The following is a 21797-nucleotide window of genomic DNA, read 5'->3' as shown; positions in this document are numbered from 1 at the left end:
ATTCTCGCAAGGGCTGCCGACAACGTCAGGCTTTGACCACCTTGCGCCCGAGCAGCGATGCAACCAGTCCGTCGACGAAGGTCGCCTGACGGCCGAGAGGATCGGAATCCGCTGCCGCGACGCTGCCGATCGAAATCGATCTCGTCAGGCCGGTCTCGCTGATGAATTCGGCGGCGAGGTGCGCTTCTCGGAATGTGAGGCCGCCCAGATGCGTCGTGTCGTCGACGCCGAGAACACGCCCGTCGATGATGTCCATGTCGAAATGGACGTGGACGCCGTTCACACCCTGGCCCGCCGCGGCGAGGACGCGAGGCATCAAGGCCGCCATGCCATGGCGATCGATCTCGTCGATCGTCACCAGCAATACCCCGTACTCGTCGAGTGCGCGCTTGTGATCGACCGTGGCGTTCTTGACGCCCACCAAGACGGTGTTCTCCAAACTGGGGCCGTGCAGATCCGCTGCCGACGACAGCAGTTGTTCGATATCGCCGTGGGAGGCGAAAATGATTGCACCCAAATCGGTTCCGGGTTCGGTGGCGATCGGAATTCTGGTGTTCTGCCAGGCCTCGGCAGTGAGCCACAGCGGCAGCGTTGTGAGATCCGCGGCGGCGTTCTCGGCTTGAATGCAGCTGAAACCGATTCCGGACATGTCTTCGCGTAGACCGTGATCGAGGAGATGGCTTGCCAGCCCGGTAGTTTCGAGGTCGATCAATTCGACGCTCGCATTGGCATCGATCGGTTCGGTGCCCAGGACGTAGCGCTTTTCGACGTAGGGCGATGTCATCGCCATCAAGAGCGCGCCGTAATCGATCGTGAAGGCGACGGTGCCACCCAGTCGGTATTCGTCGCTTGTTTCTCCGGCGTCGACGAGGAGGTGATCGCTACTGGCGCTGATCACCTTCAGGCGCGGATCGATCGGGGTCAAGCCTTCCGGCGAGATGTCTTCGCGGCCGATGGACAAGATCAGGCGTCGGCTCGGCTTGTCCTCGTTGTCGAAGACGGGGCGTCGGCCGAATGCGTCTTCGCCTGAGACTCCATACGGCCGCGACGGCTTGACCTTGGCCTCGATGATGTCCGCGGTGAGAGTGAAGGCATCGTTGTTCAGCAGTTCGTACAGTCCGGGGGGAGTAGGTGATTCGGCCAGTACGATGCTGGCGCCCAAACGCAGATGGTTGATCCCCTCGGGCATCGTGCCCGTCTCGAGTAGTGGCAGCGAGAACGTATTGCCGCCGGAAACGATCGGCAGTTCGATCGAGAACCGCTTCGTGATTTCGTCGGCTAGGTAGACCAGATTCGACAGGTTGTCGACGGTCGGTTGGATGCCGCCGACGCAGGCGAGGTTCGCGCCGATTCCGATCAGTCTGATGCCCTCGATGGGAAGGATTTCAGCGACTACGTCCAATGCCTCCGCCGGCAGGATCCCTTCGCGGAGATCTCCGAGGTCGATCATCAGCACGATGTCGTGGACGACTCCTCGCGTTTGTGCTGCTCTGCCCAGAGCAGCAATCGTCGTCAACTCGGAGTTGAGGCTGATGTCCGCGTAGCGGATCGTGTCGTCGATCTCGTTCAGCGACGGTGCGCGGATCAGCATCAGGGGAACGGTGATGCCGTCGCGGCGAATGCGGGCCAGGTTGTCCAGGCGGGAGTCGGCGATCTGCGTGACGCCGCCGCGGACCATTGCTCGTGCCACTTTGGGGGATCCGCACGTAGATTTGCTGACACCGGCCACCGATATACCGTGAGCGCTGGACGCCTCGACGAGGACGCGCGCATTCTGTTCGATACGACGCAGGTCGACGGTGATGGTCGGTCCGGTCATGATCTCCCCGTTTTCTCCGAAGGCGGTTCACGATCCGGGCATTCCAGACCGGACGGTTGGCGTGAGCTGGGCAACTTTGCTCCAACTGTTGTGTCGCAGGACACTTACGTGCAGTATGAGGATACAACAGTTTCCTACCAGGCACTCTAGAGGAGCGTCGATGGCTACTCTCGTCAAACACGTACTTCGGCGCAAGCCGGCTTTGCAGATAGACCAGGAGCCCGGCGCAGATACCAACGGCGGTGAGCTGACCCGCAGTATCGGTTTGGCGCAGTTGTCCATGTTCGGCATCGGCGCCACGATCGGCACCGGTATTTTCTTCGTCCTCTCGCAGGCGGTCCCGGTCGCCGGTCCGGCAGTGATCATCTCCTTCGTTGTTGCCGGTATCGTCGCGGGACTCACGGCGATCTGTTACGCGGAGTTGGCCGGAGCTGTCCCAGCGTCGGGCTCGTCGTATTCCTACGCTTACGCGACGCTCGGAGAGCTTCCGGCCATGGCCGTCGGCGCGTGTCTGCTTCTCGAGTACGGAGTCTCGGCCGCGGCGGTGTCCGTCGGATGGTCGCAATACTTGAACCAGCTGCTTGGCAACCTCTTCGGGTTCCAGATCCCCGATGCGTTGTCACAAGCGCCGGAGCAGGGCGGCATCATCAATCTGCCCGCAGTGATCCTGGTGTGCCTGTGCGGTGTTCTGCTCATCCGCGGCGCCAGTGAATCGGCCAAGGCCAACGCCATCATGGTCTCGATCAAGCTCGCAATTCTGCTGCTCTTCATCGTGGTCGGCATCGCCGGATGGAACAGCAATCACTTCGCCGACTTCGCACCGTTCGGATTCAGTGGCGTCATGTCCGCCGCCGGAATCATCTTCTTCTCGTACATCGGCCTCGACGCTGTGTCCACTGCCGGCGAAGAAGTGAAGAACCCTCGTCGCAATCTCCCTCTCGCGATCCTCATTGCACTCGTGTCCGTCACCGCGATCTACATCGCCGTTGTCGCCGTGGCGATCGGTGCACAGGATTCCGCATCGTTCGAAGGTCAGGAAGCCGGGCTGTCCGCCATCCTCGAACAGGTGACCGGATCTACCTGGCCGGGAACACTTCTGGCCGCCGGTGCGGTGATCTCGATCTGCAGCGTCACGCTCGTGGTCATCTACGGTCAGACCCGCATTCTGTTCGCGATGTCACGCGACGGCATGATTCCGTCGATCTTCCACAAGGTGAACCCACGGACTCTGACGCCGGTGCCCAACACCATCATCGTCTGCGTCGTCATCAGCATTCTGGCCGGTTTCATTCCCATCAACTTCCTCGCTGAAATGACCAGTATCGGAACCCTGGTGGCCTTCCTCGTGGTCTCGATCGGGGTCATCATCCTGCGGCGCAGTGACCCGGACCTGCCGCGCAGCTTCAAAGTTCCCGGCTATCCGGTGACGCCGATCCTCTCGATCCTGGGTTGCCTGTGGATCATCAAGGACCTCCGAACCGTCACGATCTACGTGTTCCTCATCTGGGTGACCGTCGCGATCATCTGGTACTTCGCCTACGGTATGAAGCACTCGCGCCTCGGGGCGAAGAACCGCGCCGAATTGGGATCGGAGTCCGAGTCATGACGCTGCTCGCGGGATACGCACCCGACGGTGACAGTTCCGGAACCGTCCATCTGGCAACGCTGTTGGCGCGCTCGTCCGGTGAACCGCTGGTGATCTGCGCGGTGATTCCCTCGCCGCCACCGCCCGGGATGGCGCGTGTCGACGCCGAATACCACCAGCAGTTGCGAGCCGAAGCCGAAGCGGCACTGGCGAAAGCGCGGTCAGACATGCCCTCCGACGTCTACGTGACCTATGTCGTGCATGAGGCTCAGTCGACGTCGAGTGGCTTGCTTGATCTCGTTCACGAGCACGAAGCCAAGATGATCGTCCTAGATTCGTCTACGGCCGGGGTGTTCGGTCACGTGGCTCTCGGCAGTGTCACCTCACGCTTGCTGCACAGCTCCGACGTTCCGGTCGCCCTGGCGCCGAGGGGATTTCGAACCAAGTCCGGTGAGGTGGTTCGCCGCGTCACCGCCGCATACTCGGGCACACCCGATCAAGACGATCTGGTGCTCGCCGCCGCGACCGTGGCTGCGCGTGTCGATGCCGGACTCAGACTGGCGGCGTTTGCAGTTCGCGCAAACGCGCAGTACACGACCACACTCGGGACCGAGGGGGATTCACCGATCATCTCCGAGTGGGCCGAGGTGGTCGAGCGCGAGACCAACGCTGCCTTCGAGCGCGTGCGTGCACTGCCCGAAATACCCGACGTCATGGAATCGGTTATCAGCCATGGTCGTAACTGGGCCGAGGCGCTCGAGGGCGTCGAGTGGGACCGAGGTGACGTTCTGACTGTCGGCTCGAGCAAGGCAGGTCCACTGGCGCGGGTGTTCCTCGGCAGTCGGGCGGCGAAGATCGTGCGGTACTCACCGGTTCCGGTGGTGGTGGTCCCGCGATCGGCGTCGACCCGAATAGTCGATCAGGCCGAAGCGGAATAGAGATCAGGGCCGACGAGCGGAGTGCTTGTCGGCCCTGATCTTTCAGATGGAGCGAGCGAAGAGCGCGGGCTCGGAGCCGGGAACCTGAGAGACCTGCTCTCGGGCAACCAGATGGCGAAGGTGAGCTGCACCTTCGGACAGCGCCATCGTCTTGCCCATCGGGGAGATCTCGGCCCACGGCTTGTACCACTTCATCTTTGCCGCGACGTCCCACACGGTGAGCTTGTCGTCGGCGAACTCTTGCAGCAGGTGATCGAGTCGCTCCTGGTGATGCTCGATCAGCTCGCCGGCGCGGCCACCGACGTCGTCGATCGGAATGCCGTGAGCGCCGAGACCGCGGGTGATGTTCATGTTTTGCACTCGTGCGAGCGAGTCGAGGAAATCGGCGAGGGCGTCGCGTTCGTCGAGGGGGTACACGAAGTTCCCGACGTGCGGTGTTGTCTTCTGCAGGACGTGGTCGCCGGTGAACATGATGTCGGCGTCGTCGAGGTAGAAGCAGACGTGACCAGGCGTGTGGCCGGGGGTGTAGACAACGCGGAGGCCGCGGCCGGTGAGTGCGATGATCTCGTCGTCGACGAGAAGGCGGTCGGGAGCGGACTCGGGGCCCACCGGAGACTCACCCGCGGCAGCCAGTCGGAAGGCATCACGGTCAGCTGCGGGCGCTCCGGCACGTTCCATGTTGTCGAGCTGGTACGCCATCCACTCCTCGTTACGCGCAGTGGCCATCTGATCGAACAGGTAGTGGTCGTCCTCGTGCATGGCGATCCAAGCGCCGGATGCCTCGCGGACCCGTCCGCACAGTCCGGTGTGGTCCGGATGGAAGTGCGTGACCACGACGCCCTCGATGTCGGTCACCGAATGCCCGATCTCGGCGAGCCCCGCGTTGAGGCCCTGCCAGCCGTTGTCGTCACCCCAGCCAGCGTCGACCAAGATCAGTCCGCCGGGGGATTCCATGGCGTAGACGAGCGTGTGCCCGAGCGGGTTGTCCGTGATCGGGACAGGAATCTGGAATATGCCATCACCGATGGCTGCCGCACCATTCATAACAAGTACCTCTTAACGAGTAAGGGAACGCACTCTTAGTACTTCATGTTTACCGTGCGCTTGATTGGTCGGTGACACAGGTCCTGCCTGGCGGGAGTTCGGCATGTTTTGGGTCGACTTCGGATCGGTGAGAGTTTTATCGACTGAATGGTCTCGTTGAGTCGAAAGATCCTTCTGAATAGCGTGTTTCGCGAATTCGTTGCGTTGGGCGCGTCCTCGGATCGCGGATCCGTCGAGCAGTCGCGCACTAGCCTCCGAGGGACAGGCGTGCTGTGTGGTTATCGAGAAAGACGGGTCATGCGTTTTCAGGTTCTGGACATCATTTTCAACCCACCCCATCCAGTGACCGGCGAGGAAGTTGCCCCGTCCGATCGGCTCAACCGCGTCGTCGAACTGGCGGTTCTCGCCGAAGAACTGGGTATCGATTCGTTCTCGGTGGGTGAGCGCCACGCCGGGCCGGTTCTTTCGTCGGCGCCAACCGTCGTTTTGGGGGCAATTGCGCAGGCCACAGACAGAATCCTGCTCTCGACTGGTGTCACCGTTCTGTCGCTACTCGACCCGATTCGAGTCGCCGAAGATTTCGGAACCATCGATCAGCTGAGCCGGGGACGCCTCGAGATTGTGATCGGCAAGGGCAACGAGGTCCTTCAGTACCCGCTCCTCGGCCTGGATATCGCCAAGCAGTACGAATACCTCACCGAGAACTACGAACTCCTCAAACTGCTGATCAGCGAGGAGAACGTCAAGTGGGTGGGAACTCACCGACCATCGCTCGAGGACGCGACGACTCTACCGCGTCCCTACGACGGCCCGTTCCGTATCTGGCATGGATCGGCTACCTCGTTCGAGGCCGTCGAACTCGCGGCGAAGTGGGGCGACCCCATCGTCACCGCCAACGCCTTCCAGCCTCGTGAGAACTACAAAGTGCTGATCGACCACTACCGCGAGCAGTACCTGGCGTACGGGCACGACCCGTCCAAGGCGTACGTCGGCTCGGGTTCGGGCGGATTGTTCCTCGCCGATACCACCGAGCAGGCCATCGAAGAGTTCCGTCCGATCTACGAAGGCGCCGTTGCGCAGGCCGACAAACGCAAGCACGATCCCAAAGCCGTCGGAAAGTCGACGAGTTTCCGGACCATCGAGGAAGCCGTCGACCGCGGGCCGGCGTTGGTCGGGTCTTCGGAGCGGGTCGCCGAGAAGATAATCGATTACCACCAGAGCTACGGCCACGATTTCCAATCGGTGTCGGTCAATCACGTGCTCGACTTCGAGCAGCAGAAGGACACTCTGCGCCGCTTTGCCGAGGAGGTCATCCCGCTGGTGAAGGCAGAACTGTCGACGACGCTGTGGACCTCGGCCGACAAAGATCGGGCGAAGGGTTTCACCGCCGTCGACTGAGCGGAGAAGCCTGACTGTCGGGTAAGCAGGTCCGGCGCTGCGACCGCTCACGAGCTGCAGTAACTTGTTACCGACATCGCGGTCGGTTTTGACTGCAATGAAGGTATCCGTGAGTGGGATCGACTCGCCGACCCAACCAGGTCGGAGCAGTATCAGTCCAAAGGGTTGGCGGTCGGCCATGTCCGGAGCGGGACGACGGCGAATTTCAGTGGCGTAGTGGCCAAGGCGATCCACGCGGGTTGTCGCTTGGTCATCGTCTTGACCGGCGCGATCGAGATTGTCCGGAGCCAGACTCAACGACGCCTCGACATTAAGTTGGTCGGTCGTCAAAACATCAGTGCAGGCGTCGGTGGCGACTACGCCAACGCCGAGGACTGGCGGCACGGGACCTTCTCGAACACGAAATCGATCCAACAAGACGAATGAAATCCTGGCAATCCGTCGGCTCACCACCTCGACCTTGACTACAGAGTCTGCTCGCGGGCTTGAGCGCACTGCACTTCGTAACCGTGGATCACTCACTTCCGCTCAATGATCCGAAGAATCTGTACCCGAGCAATATTCGTATCGCGGTCGTGAAGAAGAACGTCTCGAGCCTCAAGAAGCTGGTGGCCAACCTGAAGAAGGCGCTGACCGAGCTCGAATAGATCCGGGCCTTGATCATCGACGCCGAGGCAAATCAGGCGTCGGCGAATACGATTGATCAGCGAACACGAATAACCAGACAGTTTGAGCGGATTGCGATCAACGGGCAGATTGCCGAGATCCTCGGGCTTCTAAAGCGTGCGCAACACATCGGTTACACCGCAACACCGTTCGCAAACGTTCCATTGACCCCGAGGACGGCGGCAGTGTGTTTCCTTCGGATTTCATCGTCGGCCTAGAACGGCCGGGCCCGTACATGGGAGGGTCGGACTTCCACGATTTCGACGATCTCGAAGACGACGAGGAGACACCCGGTCAACTCGAACGGGAAGGCATACGTCCGAGATCTCCGAGCGGACTCCGATGAGGATCGACGCGTCGAATAGCTGCGAGCATTCGATTTTTTCTATGTGCAGTAGCCACCATGGTATGTGCAGTAGCCACCATAGTATCCTGCTGTCATGCGTGCGGAGTGTTCCTGCTCTCATAATAGGGAGAGGATTTTCTCGAGTTCTTGTGCGGTGTCAGCGATTCGGATGGTGAAGCGTGGATCGCCTGTCCACTGGTAGGGTTTCTCGTGGCCGAGATGCAGGAGGCGTTTGACCCGCTGCACGTATTCCACACTGCCGCCGCAGCGAAGCTGTTCTTCCGGATGGCCTTGCTGCGTCTCAAATCCCAAAGTCTTGGCATGGCGCGCAATGGTTCAAGGGAGTCCACCTATCCTGGCCGGACTACTTGATGTTCGTCGACAAGGAACACGGGAACTCCTGCGGCAGATATCAGTTCATCGATCTGAGGGCGGTTGGATCTCAGTTCGGCATCTGTGCACGGGGAGTGCGGGCGCCGGCGACTTTTTGCAGGGTCTGGTTGAGCGACCGCGAGCCGGTCGCGTGGAGCACAGGGCCGCCACTCCAGGCGAGCTCGTCAAGGAGGAACAGGGCGATGGCGCTCTTGCCGTTGCCATGGCCGCCGGTGACGACAAGGATCCGACTAGTGACGTGGCCACGGGCATGTTCGGCGGCATGAAATACCAGGTCCACTGCCAGTTGTTGCTCTCCGAAGAGATGGAATTGCGATCGCTCGCGCAGTTCGGCAGCGGCAATTTGGAGGAGTTGCTGCGGCGGTGCGGGCGGGGAGTTCAGAAGTGCATCGCCTGGATCGGTTCCGCTGTTCGGGTTCAGACGTGATCGCAGGAAGGTGAGCATCTAATCGCGGTCTGCGGCGGTGAAGAGGTGGGCGGCGTGCCCGGCAGGTGAAGGATTCAGCTCAGTGATCGTGTGGGGGTCGGTCACGTTGTGCAGGTAGGCGACACCGGCCACCGGGGCGGGTTGATCAGCGAGGACAGTCGCGAAATCGGTGAGGTAGTGGTATACCCTGCACTTGAGTTTGAGGGTGCAATCTGGGGCGACCGGGAAGCTCAGGAGTCACCATGAGATCAGTGCGGTCTTCGTAGGGATGCGCCGGCGACCACCCTTTTGAGCTCGACGACGAGATACGGCTTTGTTCCGGTATCAGGATGTGTCCCGGCAAGCGCGACGTCAGCACGCTACGACGTCAAGGGAGTGGATACTCGACGAGCGTGTCGACCCCACCGAGACCGGCATCGGTCAGATCGCGTGCGAAGCGGGGGAGACTGTGACGCCAGGCCTTCTGTTCCGTTTCGCTCACACACAGTGACCGGTACGACAACACATCGCGTCCTGCAATTGCTCAGCCGTATGGACCCCGATTCTCCTGAGAACGAAGGGGATACGGCCGTTGTGGCCGCGCAGAAGTATGAATCTCGCAGGTATGAAATTACATTGTGCCGCACGTTGGTTTCCGTCACGCTGACGACAACATTCAGAGCCCCCGTGCTCCCGGACTGATTACCCCATGAAGTGGCCCAACCGACGTGCGACGATCGTCGAAGTCTTGTCCGTCCTTCACCGACGCCCGCGCGATGCGTTCCGCTCACACCACGACACAACCCTCACCACCAGTACTCGCGAAGTCTCTGGCCACGTGGGGTGAATGTTTCCAGCCCCCGGGCCGTCACCACCGCCGGACAGAATTCCGGTGGCGGGCACCGCTGGTGCACTCTAGCGCCGTCTAGTCGTTTTGAGCATGTCGGCGCCGGGATGGCGGTGCGTCCTCGGCGAGGACGGCCACCGTTTCGGCCGCTGCTTCGGCGACTTGCCTCCGTAGCTCGTCTTCGTCCAGGGCTTCGAACTCGACAATCACGCTCGTCCGGAGGAGTCGCTTGAGTACGTCGCGGAGAAGCTGTCGGTCGTTGACGCCCCCTCGTTCGATGTTCGGCCAGGTCTCGGCGAGTGCCCGAACGAGTGCGCGGCTGCCGCCGAGTGACCTCCGGCGGGCGAAGATCTGGTCGAACGCGGCTTCGCCGAATGCGTCGAGGAGTCGATAGGGCTCGACTTGCCCAGGCAGAGCGAGGAGGTGGGCGCGCCACCACAGGCGTCCCCAGACGTGGCGCGTGATGTCAGTGCCGATGACTCGGTCCAACGGAGGGCTGGGGTAGCGCCAGTAGGAGACGTCGGGAAGTAGCACGAGGGCGAGGAAGGCCCAGATCGAGCGGACGGACGCCTCGGCTGCCACCAACCCAGATCGCTCGTGGAGGAGCTGGGCCACCTCCAGGTCGAAGTTCGCACGATCCGCACGCCGACCTTCGCCCGGGAATCCGGCGTTCTCGGCCGCCTTGACGATTCGATTTCGGAGATCTTGCAGCTCGTCCTCGGTTACCCGACGTCCGCCCGTCGCTGCGAACACCGCGGATCTGTGAGCGAACGCGGCACGCTCTTGCAGCTGTTCAATGGTCGCGTGCGTGTGCAGCTGGTGCAGTTCGCGGGCGGCTCGGTCGAGGAGACGTGGGTAGAGCACACTGGTCATGGCGCGGCCAACAGATTCGTCGCGTCCTGGATGCGGCTCGTGAACAGCGCGGGCTCAGATAGTCGTTCTCGTCGCAGCGCCTCAAAGGTGAACGCGGGGAAGGTCGTGCGGAGCACGGCCGCGAGTAGGGCGCCCAGCGACCCCGTTGGGTACTCGACATCGTCGGCGAAGTCTTCGTGCGTTAGAGCTTTCTCGATGAGGGTTCGCTGAACATCGGTGCGCAGTGCGGAGAGGACCCGGCGGTCGGCGTCTGTGGGCGAGCCCGCGAGCGCGAGGGCGTTGACTACGACCTCCCGCCGCTCGTTGGCGAGAAGGAGGATGGACCCGAGTGCGGCAGCCTCAAGATCCTCGCCGACCTCGAGGTACCAGCTGGCCTTGGTCGGATAGGGCAGGTCGTGGAAATCGGCGATCGCGAGCGGGAACAGGACTGCGTCGCCTTGCAACCTGATCGAGAACGTGTCGTTCCACAGCACACTGCCTGGGCGGCGTGCCGATGCCTTCGAGGCACTTCCGGTGGACCGCCGTAACGTGAGGACGGTGTTGAGTTCGAGGATGCCGCCGAGCTCATCGCCGTCGAGGTCGAATTCGACGTTCAACTCGACCCCGTCGCGCGGCGGCACTCCAGCACGCCACGCCCTCCCGCGCAGTGCGGAGCTCGACGCCGCCCAGCGGACGGTGAGGTCGATCTCCGCGTCGTCCGCGAGTCCACTGAGTCGACGCGCGCGCAGGCCGTCGACCTGCATCGGCCGGCGGATCGAGAGGACTGTGTCGTAGTCCCAATCCGGCAGTTCCCGCGGAAGTTCTTCGGTACCGTCGGCGATCGCGCGTGACCACGGTCCTGCTAAAACGATGTCCGCCGGTGGGCGGATGAATGGAAATGCCCGACTCACGCGGCATCCTCCCCGATGGTGGAGCCGACGACAGCGATGTCGGTCACCGTGTCCAGCACCGGATCGACAACGAGGTCGACCTCGGACGGGCTATCGACGATGCATGCCTCGGCTCGCTCCACACCCGCGGAGGTCACCCAGCAGCGTACCGCGGGTTGTGCTGCTCCGGCCGGTGCGTCGTCCTCGCGGCCCTCCCAAGTGGCCACGGCGAGACGAGCGCTGAGGCGAACGGGCCCCGGCCCGGTCACCGCAAACTTCTGGACAACGACGACATCACCGTCCCGTTCCTCGACGCGGGGATCACCGACGGCGCCGACGCGAACTCGATCACGGGGATTCGACGAGGAACGACCCCCTCGACCGGTTCCGGAGGAGTCTCCGCCACCCCGGTCGCCGCCGGTGGAGTCACCGTCATCGCCGGCGGCAAGTCCGTCAGCCTCGGCGAACGCTGCGGCGACGAGACCGCCGAGGAAGTTGCTCGCGGCGCCCAACGCGACTCCACTCGAGGTTGCGGTTGTGGTCGGCGCCGGAGTCCGAAACGCCGAAAGCTGTTCTCGGATCCTGGTGAAGGTGACCTTCACGAAGGTTTTGGCGTGGCCTGTCAGCTGCTCGTGTACCCATTGGTCGTGGGTCGGTGGCTCGGCAGCGGCATAAACTTCATCGAGCTCATCATCGGCCCGGAAGACGCCCGCGTATGCCTTGTTCACCGACCCAGGTTCGGGGCCTTTGTAGTACTGGACGACCAGCTCGGGCGAGCGCATCAAGCACACATGGTGCGGGTCCCCGTCCACGCCCGCGTAACTGGCGGCCAAAGGAACCGAATCTGGCGAGAGGGGAACAACGACGGCCTTTTCGAGCGCGAAGCGACCCAATGGTTTACGAGGGCTCTTGCATTCCAATGTCATCGCCCGATCTGATGGCAGCCGGCGGTAAGCGGAGACGAACATCCGCAGCGGATATGACTTTGCCGGATCGGGAACGTCGTACGTCCGACCGCCCGCGACGACCTCCGGGATCAGGCGCCGGTCTCCCCGCTCCGGAAGCATGGTCGGCCACATCTGCCAGGCGATGGTGTCGGCGAGGTGCTGCGCCGCCGACTCGGTGTCGTCGAAATCCTCGAGATCAGGATCGAGGACGACCAAGGTTGTGCCCGACTCATGATCGGCGAAGGGACGCAGTCCGAGCATCCGCGCGATGCTGTCCGCGTGGTTGCCGACCAGAGGCTCGACGTGCTCACCCTGGACGTCGCCCCACCAGTGCCGCCCGGTGTACGGCCGGGCTTGAGCGTCGGCACGCTCGCGGCTGTCGTAGGAGTCGCCGAGAGCGATGCCGATCAGTCGCGAGGTCAAGCCGACACCGGGAACCTCGGTGCGTGTGTAGACCAAAATCGTCCCGACCTGGGACAACCGATAGAGAACGGCCTTGCCGTAGCCGTACGTGCCACCGCCCTGGTAGGTGTCCCGCTTCTCGCCGACATTGAGCACGAATGAGACCCAATCCCGGCGGTCTCGCGCGAGCTCGTCCGCGCGGGTCGGCCCGCCGAGGCCTTTTGTGCCCCGGTCGACTACCGACAGCAGTCTGAGGTTCGGCGTCCGCAGGGCCTGACGGACCTGAAGGAACGGCTGGGTTTGCGGGGGCGGGGTCAGCAGACGCTCCCATGCGGGCCGGTGAGTCGGCGAGACGGTCGTCAACTCGATCCGGTAGGTAGTCGGCAGTCCGGGAAGCCGTGCGTCCCATGAGTTTTGCGCGGTCTCTCGAACGAACACGGTCAACGGGTCCACCGGTGGCCTGCCGAGCTGGTTACGGATGCCCTCCGACGCGATCGCGCCAGTCGGAGGGAAGGGCTGGGACCACCACCGCGGTGTGGTCACGACTGCCTCATGAACTGCGCGAGCGCCTCGTCGTCGATGCGGGCCGCCGCGGCAGGTGCGCAGTCCAGATCAATGACATAGCCGATGTCCTCGACGCCGGCGGGCACCGCATGTCCGACGAAGCTGGCCGCGACGACCCGTGGGAAGGCTGGTCCGACCTCGAAGGCGCGGTGCTCAAGGACCTCGAAAGACCGGCGCGCGTAGATCTCGCGCTCTGGTTCGCGGTAGCCGTATGCCAGGAGAAGCTTTCGGAAGCCGGGCGGGTCGTCCGAGAGTTCCACGATCTCATCGACGAGTTCTGGAACCGAAATCCCCTGTCCCGTACCGAGTCTGAACCATCTGAGGACCAGTCGTCCCGGTGCCGCAAGATCGAGTTGTTGGGCGCCGTTTATCTGCGCTCGACGCCCCTCCACCGCTACCGTAGTCTTGACCTCCACGGCGTCGATACCGAGGTGAAAGTCCTGTGCAGCCCGCTCCGGGCCGGTCCAGAAGGTCACTGCGCCCGGGTCCTGCCTGAGCATTTCGCGCAGCACATACAGCTCACCGAACAGCCCGGCCAACGTTGACGGCGAGAGCTTCTCGCGTGCACCGGCGAGGAGAGCACTCCAGTCGGAGAGAACTTTCCTGAGCGCGGCCACGGCCTTGTCCGGGTGCGCGGCGATCCGCTCAATTATCTTGACACACAGCGCGGTGAACAGGTCGTCCTGACTTGCGTCGACCAGCTCCAGGCACGCATACGTGCGATAGCTCTGCTCGTCCTCCAATGCTCGCCTGCGGAGGACGACCGCCTGACCGTCGAGGTCCTCTTCGAGTGTTTGCTTCGCGAGGATCGGGACGAGCAGAGTGCGTCGGCCTGAGCGGTCCACCGCGGCGAGCAATGATCCTCGGAAGGAGTCGACGCCGACCTCGGCGGTCCGAAACGCCTTCGTCGCCGGCTGTGCGGCCACCGCGGTCCAGAGGTGCTGGAGCTGAGCACCGTTGACCGTCACGAGGATTCGTCGTCCTGTTCGAGAACGGAATCATCCTCGACCTCAACCGCGACATTGGACAAGTCAGCGCTCCAGTACTCGACGTCGGAATCCCGGCTCCCAGGACGGGGCTCAGGAAACAGGATGGTGACACCCACAACGACGTCGTCGGTCGGCGCGGCGAGCGGTCGACGGCCAACTTTGTCACCGGTGTTGGACTCGGGCTCGATCGGATAGATCAGCAGGAGACCCTGATCGGGTCGTTGCTTCTGGCGCAGCGCGAGGATCTCGTTGTGCTTCCCTGGTACTGGGCCGCCGAGGGTGAGATCGATGGTCTCATCGCGCCGGCTGCTCAGGGTCTTGATGTCTGCGACATCGCTGAGGATCTGGCCCTTCTGCCCCAGTCGGGCGCGCTTGACCATCCGTACGGAGACTCCGCCACCCATGTCGCGGGGTTCGGTCTCGTCCCGGCCGTTCCCGATGACGGCGATGCTCCAGCGGAGCAGTGCCCCGGCCCGGACCCGCTTCGTGATGTAGCTGACTAGACGGTCTCTGTCGCCGTCCGACGACTCCTTGTGAAATTCATAGGATCGTAGGAAGTCTTGGACGTGGTCATAGGGAACGTCGGCGAAGACTGCCGTCTGTTTCCGGACCTCCTCGTAGCGGACGCCGTCCTTGGCGGCGGCCGTCACGAGTGCCCGGGCGGCCGCCGCGTTACGGGCCATCCACTCACGGCCCGCGTCGGAGACGTCGAAGTACCGCGATTCCACGAGCTGCCCGCCATACGCGGCGTGCGCGAGAACCGCGCTCGTCATCTTCGCCTTGGACGTGATGCTCAACTTCGGGTGCGAGCGAAGACGGACGGCGAAGGTCAGCGGGGTCTCGTTGGACGTCATGTACCGGTTGATGTCCTGCCGCATGTCCGCCTCGACCGTAGCGAGGTGCTTGAACCACCCGGCGAGCTCGTCGGTCATCCAAATACGGGGTAGATCTGCGTAGTGGTTCCGGTACCCGAACCACCGGCCCATCTGCAGCAACGTGTCGTAGGCAGACACCGCCCGGACGAACAAACTTGTGACCAGGCCCTCAAGGGTGAGACCGCGGGAGAGGGTGCTGCCGCCGACGGCGATCGCCGTCACCGGACCGGCTTCATAGTTCAGTCGGTCCTTGCTGCGGTAATTGTCGATGATGACGCGGGTATCGCGGATAACGCTTCGGAGCTCGTCGAGCACCTCCTCGAAAGGCACCTTCTCCTCGCCGAAGTCGCTCGCGGGAACACGAGCGGTCTCCTGGTCCCACGTCGAACGTAGGTGCTCCACGAACGCCGTGTCGCCGGCATCCAGTCGACCCAGTGTCCGAGCACGAAGATTCAGAAGCGGCTCCTTGAACCCCTCGTGCACGCGCGTCTCGGTCGTCGTGTGCACGAGCATGGTGGAATGCGGGTTGCCGCCACCGCGAACCCTGCGAGCCGCCGTCGCCAGCCAGAACCACTCCACCGCAGCACGGACAGAGTGGGTGATCGCCGGCTCGAAGTAAGCCGCTTCCTTCTTGTTCTTCGGCTTGAGATCGTCGACTTCATCATCTGGGACCTCCCGGATCATGTCCCAGCCACCGGGGAGATCCTCGGGATCCTCACCGGCGAGAAGATCACGACCGAAGAGCACCTCGGTCCCGTGGTAACCCTCGGGCTGGGGCAGGTTGACGATGAAGTCCCGGGGGTAAAAATCTTCCTCGACCGACGGATCGATGAGGAGATTCGCGAACGGCGTCGCCGTGTACCCGACATAGCCGACTTGCGGAAACTTGTTCAACACGTCGTAGAGCAGCGGGTTGATCTTCGGCGTGGCGACCGTCGACTGGTCGGCCTCGTCGTCGATGATCAGCGTCGGACACTTGTCGAGATACTCCCCGGCCGCGCCGAGCCACTCGCTGAGCTTTCGGAGGACAACGGGGTGCTTCTTGACCACAAGCAGCAGACACTGCCCCTGCGCTGCGAAGAAGGCTTTCGGATTCGGCGGCGGGACGAAGTCTCGGGTCTCGCTGGTTACCTGGTGCCACTGTCCTGGGTTCGAGGCGACAAGGTCATTGACGAGTCGAATCTGGGTTTGCCGGCGCAGCGAGTTGTGGATACCCGACAACACGATGAACAGTTTGTAGCCCCGGTCGGCGGCCTTCGCCATCACTGCGGTGAAGTTGGTGGTTTTGCCGGACTGCACGAAACCGACAACGAGCCCACGGGTCCGAAATTCGTCCTGCTTGGGGTGGTCGAGCAGAGCGACGACCTTCGTCGAGGACTCGTCGACCGACTGGATGTTCTCCTCGCCGAAGTCCTTCTTCCGCATCGACCCCAGGAGGGCGGGCCAGTTCTTGTCCTTGTCCATGTCCGGTCCCGTGTACCAAGTGGGGCGCCCGTTGAGGAACACTGATGGCGGCTCGTCGAGTTCGCGGATCCGTAGGCTCTCGGCGTCGTGTTTCGCGCGCACCAGTTTGACAACCGATTCGTCCGCGCCGAACATCCGCAGATTTTTCACGGCGTCGTGCGGTGTCATCGATTCGGTGAACTGGAGGAACACCTCGTAGAGCTGCTCTACCTGCTCGTCGGAGATCTCGTCAGTTGCCATTCGCCCTCCAAGGACATGCGTGTCTTCAGGATCGACACTGACCTTGGTGGCAGCATCGAAGGAAAGAATATAGGTCCCGTTCTCGGCCATTGCCGAGTTGTCCATAGAACGGCGCCGAGCCGCCTAAATTGAGATCGTCCTTCCCCGGCAATACGCAGGGAGTTCTTCGAGCCGGAAAAGGGGCGATACCTGCACCTGACGAAAGAACCGCGCAATTACGCACTACGAGGCTTTGCGAATTCAAGGATTCCCAGTGGACCACCATTGGGTAGGCTCCAAAACGGCAATCGCGAGACAGATCGGGAGTGCAGTGCCGATTCTGTTCGGAATCGCCATCGGTAGGACCATCGCGCGAGCGCTAGGTACGCGATAGCAGCGGCCAGCTGGCAGGGGTTCTCCAGCGTACGGCCCTACCTGGATGATGAAAAAAGCTATGAGACAGTGTTATTTCGATTTGTCATCGGGCGGTTGCCAGGGGCTGGCGCGCAAAACATTGTAGTGGTGTCAGGCTGGCCAGGGCAGATGTCACCGCCCTTTGTCAGATCTCGCGGGTGTCGGTGTACCGGTGAGAGCACACGTTGCCCGGCCAACTCTTCGACGACAACCGCAAGGTCGTAGGAGAATGCCGTTCGGCCGCCGCGCTTCTTCGAGACACCCATCCGCAGGATCGTGCCCACGCCCTCAGAGGCCATCGGCGATCTTTCGTCGGCGCAGTGCAGTTAGCGCGCGGTGGGGACCGCATGAATCTTGCCTTCGCGATGCTCATCCGTGCGCAACTCGTCGGCCGCATTCTGCACGAGTTCGAAGAGTTGACGGTCACCAAAGCCACCTTGACGAATCCGCCTTTCGCCGTTGGCGTCCTCGTCGGTTCGGTCAGGATTGAATGCATAAGTGCCAAGCGCAAGTTCAGTAAGCTCCGAAATTTTCGCCAGCATGGCGTTTCATCAGACGTGCTCATTGGCGTTCATCCATTGGCACTCTAGCTGGCCCCCACGCGGTGCCAATCTAGTGCAATACTTGAATTGAAAATTGATAGCTATGCAGTTAGGAGCTACATGCAGTGAACCGCATGTAAGTGTTTGTAGTGGCCGGCCTGGGGCTGGCTGACAGGACAGGTGTCGTCGCTGCAATGCCGTGTGACGCGTGAATCGCTTTGCTCCTTTTTCGAATGCACTTGCTGGGGTTTGCCCAAAGTGTTGTGGCGGCGACGGGCGCTCCGCTCTTGCTTCGGTGGCTTGATTTTCAAGCCTGCCCGACCCCGTTGCCGCGAGGTCGTGGTCAATTACAGGCCTGCCTCGAAGTGCTCTTTCCGGGCCGATGGGCGACAACGACGTCGCCTATCGGAAAGGACACCCGTCGGGAAATGCCTATCGCCCTAAGATCACTGCGAGATCGTCATCGGGGTCGATACCCACGCCGCAAACCACGCATTGTATGTCTTGACCTCCGCAACCGGTGCGGCGCAGGACAAGACAAGCAAGATAGGCCAAGTTTGCCGGCAAGCCCGGCAGGACTCGAGCGGGCCCGCACGTGGATTGCATGCCGAGTGGGGCAGCAACCCTCTCTCGTGGTCGTCGAAGGCATTGGCTCCTACGGAGCTGGGCTCTCCGACCGTGTGCTTTTGGCGGGATTCCCGGTTGCTGAACTCTCCACGATGGGTTCAGCGGATCGCCGAGGAGTCGGTAAGACCGACGATCTCGACGCCGCTCGCATCGCCCGGTCGGTTCCGTCCGTCGACGTCGATCGGCTGCACCGACCACGCGCGGACGGATCGCGAGCGGCGATGCGTGCTCTCGTGGTTGCTCGCGAACAGATGACGTGTGAGCGGACGCGCGCGGTCAATTCGTTGACCGCTTTGGTTCGCACCGTTGAACTTGGTGTGGATTTACGAAAATCATTGCCATGCAGTCAGATTACGGCGATTGCGACCTGGCGCACTCGGTCCGAGGACGCCACCGCTGCGACATGCCGAGCGGAGGCCGTGCGGCTGGCCAAGAGAATTCGGGGCGCTCGATGCGGAGTTGGTTGACAATCGAAGTCTCTCGACGCATTGGTCAAGACCAACGCGCCCGCCGGAACTGACTGGCGCGGCGGTAGTCGGTTGTAGATGGTCTGTTCGGTGACATCGAGACCCGAGGCGATCTCGGCGACCGTGCGTCCTGTCTTCAACAGGTCGAGGACTTTTCGGCGGAACTCGGGTGGATAACATCGGGGCATCGTGAACCTCTCTCGGGTGCATCAATGCCTGAAGTAAAACAAACGAACTCCGGAAAATTCGGGGTACATCAATGTCTCCGGACTCGCCGGTGCGATTCACATTGAGGTTTGTGAAGAGCTTCTTTCTCGCTGACATCAACGAGTGGCGTACTTATATTCCTTGATTCTTTCTCGGTGAGACGGGGGAAGATTCGAGCGAGTCCGAGGCCACCCTCGGCGGCGAAGACCAGACAGCCGTCGTCGAGGGCGTGCTAACCGCAACACCGCGGCCCAGTTCCGCCCAAGGTCAGAGTTGTCGACGACGGTGGCGGCGTAGTCCGCGATCACAACGCCGAGCCGCGGCTTGGTATCGCCGGACCGTGATCTGGAGGTCTGGAGGTCTGGAGGTCTGGACCACCTTAACCCGAGAACCGGCCGCGATGGGATTAGCGGGATGAGCGTCAAAATCGGACATAAGCCTGATTCAGGCAGAGAATCCTGCCCACCCGTCGATCGAGCAATTGGCGTTCAGCTGATTCGAATTCGTTACCAGTAATTGCGCGCAGACGAGGCTTGAAACTACCAACTCTTCGCGTCAACGGACTGTCCAATTATCTCGGCCGCTGCCGACGGAGTGACAGCGGTGCGGCGGTTACGACAGGTACGGCACTAGCGGCAGGTTGAAGTCTCAGTTGGCTAGACAGATGAAGGTTGGCTCGCTCCACGACCGGATCTGCGGGCGCATCCACCAGAGTCCGGTCCACCCGACGATGCGGCCGCGATCCCGCTGCCGAAGATCAGTGCCAGGCCTACCATGGATGCGAGTGTCTGGACCCGCGCTGCCATACCGTGGTATCGGCGGTACCTTGCCTGTTACCTATATACGAGATTTTGCCCTAAGTGTGCGGGAGTGCGGGGATTAGTGTTGCGCTTCGAGTTTCCACCGACCATGAACGGCGCATATATCCACCTGAATTCCAGTAAGGGTTATTTTGGAATCCGAACGATCGACTCGTATCTTCAGATGAGGTGGCTTAATGTTCATGGGAATCGGGATCGTTGAAAGCTGTGCTGTTGCTGTGTCTAGATGGTCCACGGCATCGAATAATGACGTTGGTATCTCTATTAGCTCGTAGTCTACGGCGTGATCAGACTTGAAGCCTCGCAACATGATTATACAATCAGTTATTTCTCGGTATTCCTTGAATAGTTCAACGATTTTGTCCCGTCGCTTCGTTTTTATTCGTGTGTCCTGGATCCATGCCGCTTCAGTCAGTTTCGAGATATGAATCCAGTTTTTATTCATCCCAGTAGCCGACGAGGCCTTTAGTGAGATTCTCTTGGGTTGCTCGTCGGACAGAGTGATTGTGGTATCGAAGAATCTCTGAGTGGCGGAGGCCGATGACCCAACAGACCAACCCGCTGATTCGCATGCGGACTCGAACGCTGCCTCAAACTGGGTGGTGGACAACGGTTCCCGACTAAGTGCGTGATGCGCACGCAATCGCGCAAGGAACCCTTCTGCCCATGACGGAGTCGTTAGCCATGAGTCGTGCAGGAGTTGGGTGTGCGCAGGCGAAAGGATTGCATCGACAACGCCTGTGACAACGTCCACGCCTTGCTGGCTGAGCGAGTCGATTTTCGTGTGCAGCTCACGTCGACTCGTAGGCGTCTTCACGCCGCCATTTCATTGGCGTTAACAGGCAGAATGTCAGCTGCGCGGAGTGAAGTACCAGGCAGAATAATTTCCGTGATCGCAGGTCGATCACCTGTGAGGCTCCATGCGACCGCTGATGCAATTTGGTAGCTAATCAGGGGCGGAACTGCATCCCCCACATGGCGGTACTTGTTGGCGAGACTCGAACCGCCGAACTTGTAGTCAGCTGGGAAGCCGTTGAGGATTGCTAACTCACGAAGACTGCATAACCGGTCATCAACCGGATGGGCATATCGGCCGTTGCCCACGTGTCCGGACTCGCGTTTGATGGTTGGGGCCGGCTTGTCCCACGCCATACGGCCGTAGACGTCGGGGAAGCTACCAAGCTTCCCTCTCTCGACCAGCTTCATCATCGCGGGGGTGAGAAACTTTGCAGTCTTTCTACCTCCATCGAGTAGGTCACGCCACGACCCACCGTCATGGGGGATAGCCGCGATACGAGCACGATTCAGTTGTGTTGCGAAACGCGGTGCCACATGTGATGGGTCGTTCCGGTCGACTTCGCCAGGTTCCAGACTTGACAGATGGCTAATCGCTCGTCGGACGGTTAATGCATCGGGAGAGACCCGGTATCCGTCCCAGAGATCTTCCAACGTCTTTGATTCCACGTCCGAACGGGTGGCGACGATCAACGCCCGTTCGCGGATCTGAGGTAAACCAAAAGTTGTCAACGTATGGACACCATTGGACAGTGTGTAACCGAGATTAACGAGGTCACGCTCAAGTGATTTGAAGTGGCTGAGGAAGTTTCCCGTGAGCAACTCTCGAGCGTTTTCCATAACTATGACTGACGGTTTAAGTGCTTTTGCATACAAGGCCACTCTCGGCACGAGGCTATTTCGAGCGTCGTCAACCAAGTGATTATTTGAGTTCGTTCGAGTAAACCCCGTGCAGGGTGGGCAAGCGGATAGCACGTCCACAGTCTCAACTCGTAGGGCCCTCTTGAGATCGCGTGGACTCACCGACGAAAGATCAACAGCCACGGGTTCGATGCCCATATTTAGTTGGTACGTCGAATTGCAGGCGAGCGAACCGCGAGCACTGCTGGGTTTTCCGAGTTGGGCATCGGCTGCGCCAACGACCTCGAAGGCTGGGTGCGAGTGAAAGCCGAAGCTCATTCCGCCGCCGCCGGAGAACAGATCTACTACGGAGAACCTGTCATCATTCCCTCGCCTCACATGAACCCCTCGACCTTGGTACGGCAACAAACGAACGATAG

19 protein-coding genes are annotated in these 21797 nt (G+C 61.4%); 7 read left to right on the top strand and 12 right to left on the bottom strand.

Going from position 1 to position 21797, the window contains the following annotated elements; genetic code table 11:
• Positions 1 to 25 precede the first annotated feature (25 nt).
• The gene (locus QM596_RS28820) at positions 26 to 1819 is read right to left on the bottom strand and encodes an alanine racemase (RefSeq protein WP_283310527.1); all 1794 of its coding nucleotides are present in this window, start codon (positions 1817 to 1819) and stop codon (positions 26 to 28) included.
• Positions 1820 to 1979: 160 nt separating this feature from the next.
• On the opposite strand from QM596_RS28820, the gene QM596_RS28815 reads away from it, so the two are divergent.
• Both QM596_RS28815 and QM596_RS28810 read left to right on the top strand, forming a co-directional pair.
• A complete protein-coding gene (locus QM596_RS28815; RefSeq protein WP_283310525.1) occupies positions 1980 to 3425 on the top strand; it encodes an amino acid permease in 1446 nt (481 codons plus the stop codon).
• Complete coding sequence (locus tag QM596_RS28810; protein WP_113684028.1) at positions 3422 to 4342, top strand: universal stress protein; 921 nt, start codon at positions 3422 to 3424, stop codon at positions 4340 to 4342. Before QM596_RS28815 ends, QM596_RS28810 begins: the two co-directional genes overlap by 4 nt.
• A 42-nt stretch (positions 4343 to 4384) precedes the next feature.
• On the opposite strand, the gene QM596_RS28805 is transcribed toward QM596_RS28810, so the two are convergent.
• Positions 4385 to 5386, bottom strand: coding sequence for an MBL fold metallo-hydrolase (locus QM596_RS28805; RefSeq protein WP_019749272.1), 1002 nt, complete (start codon positions 5384 to 5386; stop codon positions 4385 to 4387).
• 297 nt (positions 5387 to 5683) lie between these two features.
• Here QM596_RS28805 and QM596_RS28800 point away from each other — a divergent pair, with 297 nt between their 5' ends.
• The 3 genes from QM596_RS28800 to QM596_RS28790 all read left to right on the top strand — a co-directional run bounded on the left by QM596_RS28800 (position 5684) and on the right by QM596_RS28790 (position 7431).
• Entirely contained in the window at positions 5684 to 6784 is a 1101-nt protein-coding gene (locus QM596_RS28800) for an LLM class flavin-dependent oxidoreductase (RefSeq protein WP_069147393.1), read from the top strand.
• Between the two features lie 216 nt (positions 6785 to 7000).
• Positions 7001 to 7210 carry a hypothetical protein gene (locus QM596_RS28795; RefSeq protein ID WP_283310522.1) on the top strand — a complete coding sequence of 70 codons (210 nt, stop codon included), beginning with the start codon at positions 7001 to 7003 and terminating at the stop codon, positions 7208 to 7210.
• A 59-nt stretch (positions 7211 to 7269) separates the two neighbouring features.
• Positions 7270 to 7431: a hypothetical protein gene (locus QM596_RS28790; RefSeq protein ID WP_269578019.1), complete on the top strand. Its 162-nt coding sequence runs from the start codon at positions 7270 to 7272 to the stop codon at positions 7429 to 7431.
• A gap of 482 nt (positions 7432 to 7913) precedes the next feature.
• Here QM596_RS28790 and QM596_RS28785 read toward each other — a convergent pair whose 3' ends face one another.
• The 7 genes from QM596_RS28785 to QM596_RS28755 form a co-directional block, all read right to left on the bottom strand.
• Positions 7914 to 8108 (bottom strand): DNA/RNA helicase domain-containing protein, encoded by a 195-nt coding sequence (locus tag QM596_RS28785; RefSeq protein WP_283310521.1) that lies wholly within the window; start codon positions 8106 to 8108, stop codon positions 7914 to 7916.
• A gap of 130 nt (positions 8109 to 8238) precedes the next feature.
• Positions 8239 to 8634 carry a hypothetical protein gene (locus tag QM596_RS28780; RefSeq protein ID WP_283310519.1) on the bottom strand — a complete coding sequence of 132 codons (396 nt, stop codon included), beginning with the start codon at positions 8632 to 8634 and terminating at the stop codon, positions 8239 to 8241.
• Between the two features lie 886 nt (positions 8635 to 9520).
• Positions 9521 to 10315, bottom strand: a complete 795-nt coding sequence (locus QM596_RS28775; RefSeq protein ID WP_283310517.1) for a DUF6339 family protein — start codon at positions 10313 to 10315, stop codon at positions 9521 to 9523.
• Complete coding sequence (locus QM596_RS28770) at positions 10312 to 11205, bottom strand: hypothetical protein (protein ID WP_283310516.1); 894 nt, start codon at positions 11203 to 11205, stop codon at positions 10312 to 10314. The genes QM596_RS28775 and QM596_RS28770 overlap by 4 nt, the downstream gene beginning before the upstream one ends.
• The gene (locus QM596_RS28765; RefSeq protein WP_283310515.1) at positions 11202 to 13076 is read right to left on the bottom strand and encodes a hypothetical protein; all 1875 of its coding nucleotides are present in this window, start codon (positions 13074 to 13076) and stop codon (positions 11202 to 11204) included. Before QM596_RS28765 ends, QM596_RS28770 begins: the two co-directional genes overlap by 4 nt.
• Positions 13073 to 14065 carry a PD-(D/E)XK motif protein gene (locus QM596_RS28760; protein WP_283310513.1) on the bottom strand — a complete coding sequence of 331 codons (993 nt, stop codon included), beginning with the start codon at positions 14063 to 14065 and terminating at the stop codon, positions 13073 to 13075. The genes QM596_RS28765 and QM596_RS28760 overlap by 4 nt, the downstream gene beginning before the upstream one ends.
• Positions 14062 to 16665: a Z1 domain-containing protein gene (locus QM596_RS28755; RefSeq protein ID WP_283310511.1), complete on the bottom strand. Its 2604-nt coding sequence runs from the start codon at positions 16663 to 16665 to the stop codon at positions 14062 to 14064. The genes QM596_RS28760 and QM596_RS28755 overlap by 4 nt, the downstream gene beginning before the upstream one ends.
• A 253-nt stretch (positions 16666 to 16918) precedes the next feature.
• Between QM596_RS28755 and QM596_RS28750 the strand changes: the two genes are divergently transcribed.
• Complete coding sequence (locus QM596_RS28750) at positions 16919 to 17038, top strand: hypothetical protein (RefSeq protein ID WP_283310510.1); 120 nt, start codon at positions 16919 to 16921, stop codon at positions 17036 to 17038.
• A 346-nt stretch (positions 17039 to 17384) separates the two neighbouring features.
• Here QM596_RS28750 and QM596_RS28745 read toward each other — a convergent pair whose 3' ends face one another.
• Positions 17385 to 17600: a hypothetical protein gene (locus QM596_RS28745; protein ID WP_283310509.1), complete on the bottom strand. Its 216-nt coding sequence runs from the start codon at positions 17598 to 17600 to the stop codon at positions 17385 to 17387.
• A gap of 611 nt (positions 17601 to 18211) precedes the next feature.
• Between QM596_RS28745 and QM596_RS28740 the strand changes: the two genes are divergently transcribed.
• The gene (locus tag QM596_RS28740) at positions 18212 to 18694 is read left to right on the top strand and encodes an IS110 family transposase (protein WP_283310507.1); all 483 of its coding nucleotides are present in this window, start codon (positions 18212 to 18214) and stop codon (positions 18692 to 18694) included.
• A 1086-nt stretch (positions 18695 to 19780) separates the two neighbouring features.
• Here the strand turns inward: QM596_RS28740 and QM596_RS29835 are convergent.
• Positions 19781 to 20539, bottom strand: coding sequence for a hypothetical protein (locus QM596_RS29835; RefSeq protein WP_502943452.1), 759 nt, complete (start codon positions 20537 to 20539; stop codon positions 19781 to 19783).
• Positions 20536 to 21756 (bottom strand): DNA cytosine methyltransferase, encoded by a 1221-nt coding sequence (locus tag QM596_RS28735; protein ID WP_283310506.1) that lies wholly within the window; start codon positions 21754 to 21756, stop codon positions 20536 to 20538. Before QM596_RS28735 ends, QM596_RS29835 begins: the two co-directional genes overlap by 4 nt.
• Positions 21757 to 21797: the final 41 nt, after the last annotated feature.

It is taken from the genome of Rhodococcus sp. IEGM 1406, from assembly GCF_030056745.1.
In the GTDB taxonomy this organism is placed as follows: Bacteria; Actinomycetota; Actinomycetes; order Mycobacteriales; family Mycobacteriaceae; genus Rhodococcus_F; species Rhodococcus_F erythropolis.
This window is presented reverse-complemented; position numbering and strand designations above follow the sequence as displayed.

Bases quoted from the DNA above. Each gene is read 5' to 3' on its own strand.
- QM596_RS28820 (WP_283310527.1), bottom strand. From the start codon at position 1,819: ATGACCGGACCGACCATCACCGTCGACCTGCGTCGTATCGAACAGAAT.
- QM596_RS28815 (WP_283310525.1), top strand. From the start codon at position 1,980: ATGGCTACTCTCGTCAAACACGTACTTCGGCGCAAGCCGGCTTTGCAG.
- QM596_RS28810 (WP_113684028.1), top strand. From the start codon at position 3,422: ATGACGCTGCTCGCGGGATACGCACCCGACGGTGACAGTTCCGGAACC.
- QM596_RS28805 (WP_019749272.1), bottom strand. From the start codon at position 5,386: ATGAATGGTGCGGCAGCCATCGGTGATGGCATATTCCAGATTCCTGTC.
- QM596_RS28800 (WP_069147393.1), top strand. From the start codon at position 5,684: ATGCGTTTTCAGGTTCTGGACATCATTTTCAACCCACCCCATCCAGTG.
- QM596_RS28780 (WP_283310519.1), bottom strand. From the start codon at position 8,634: ATGCTCACCTTCCTGCGATCACGTCTGAACCCGAACAGCGGAACCGAT.
- QM596_RS28775 (WP_283310517.1), bottom strand. From the start codon at position 10,315: ATGACCAGTGTGCTCTACCCACGTCTCCTCGACCGAGCCGCCCGCGAA.
- QM596_RS28755 (WP_283310511.1), bottom strand. From the start codon at position 16,665: ATGGCAACTGACGAGATCTCCGACGAGCAGGTAGAGCAGCTCTACGAG.
- QM596_RS28745 (WP_283310509.1), bottom strand. From the start codon at position 17,600: ATGCTGGCGAAAATTTCGGAGCTTACTGAACTTGCGCTTGGCACTTAT.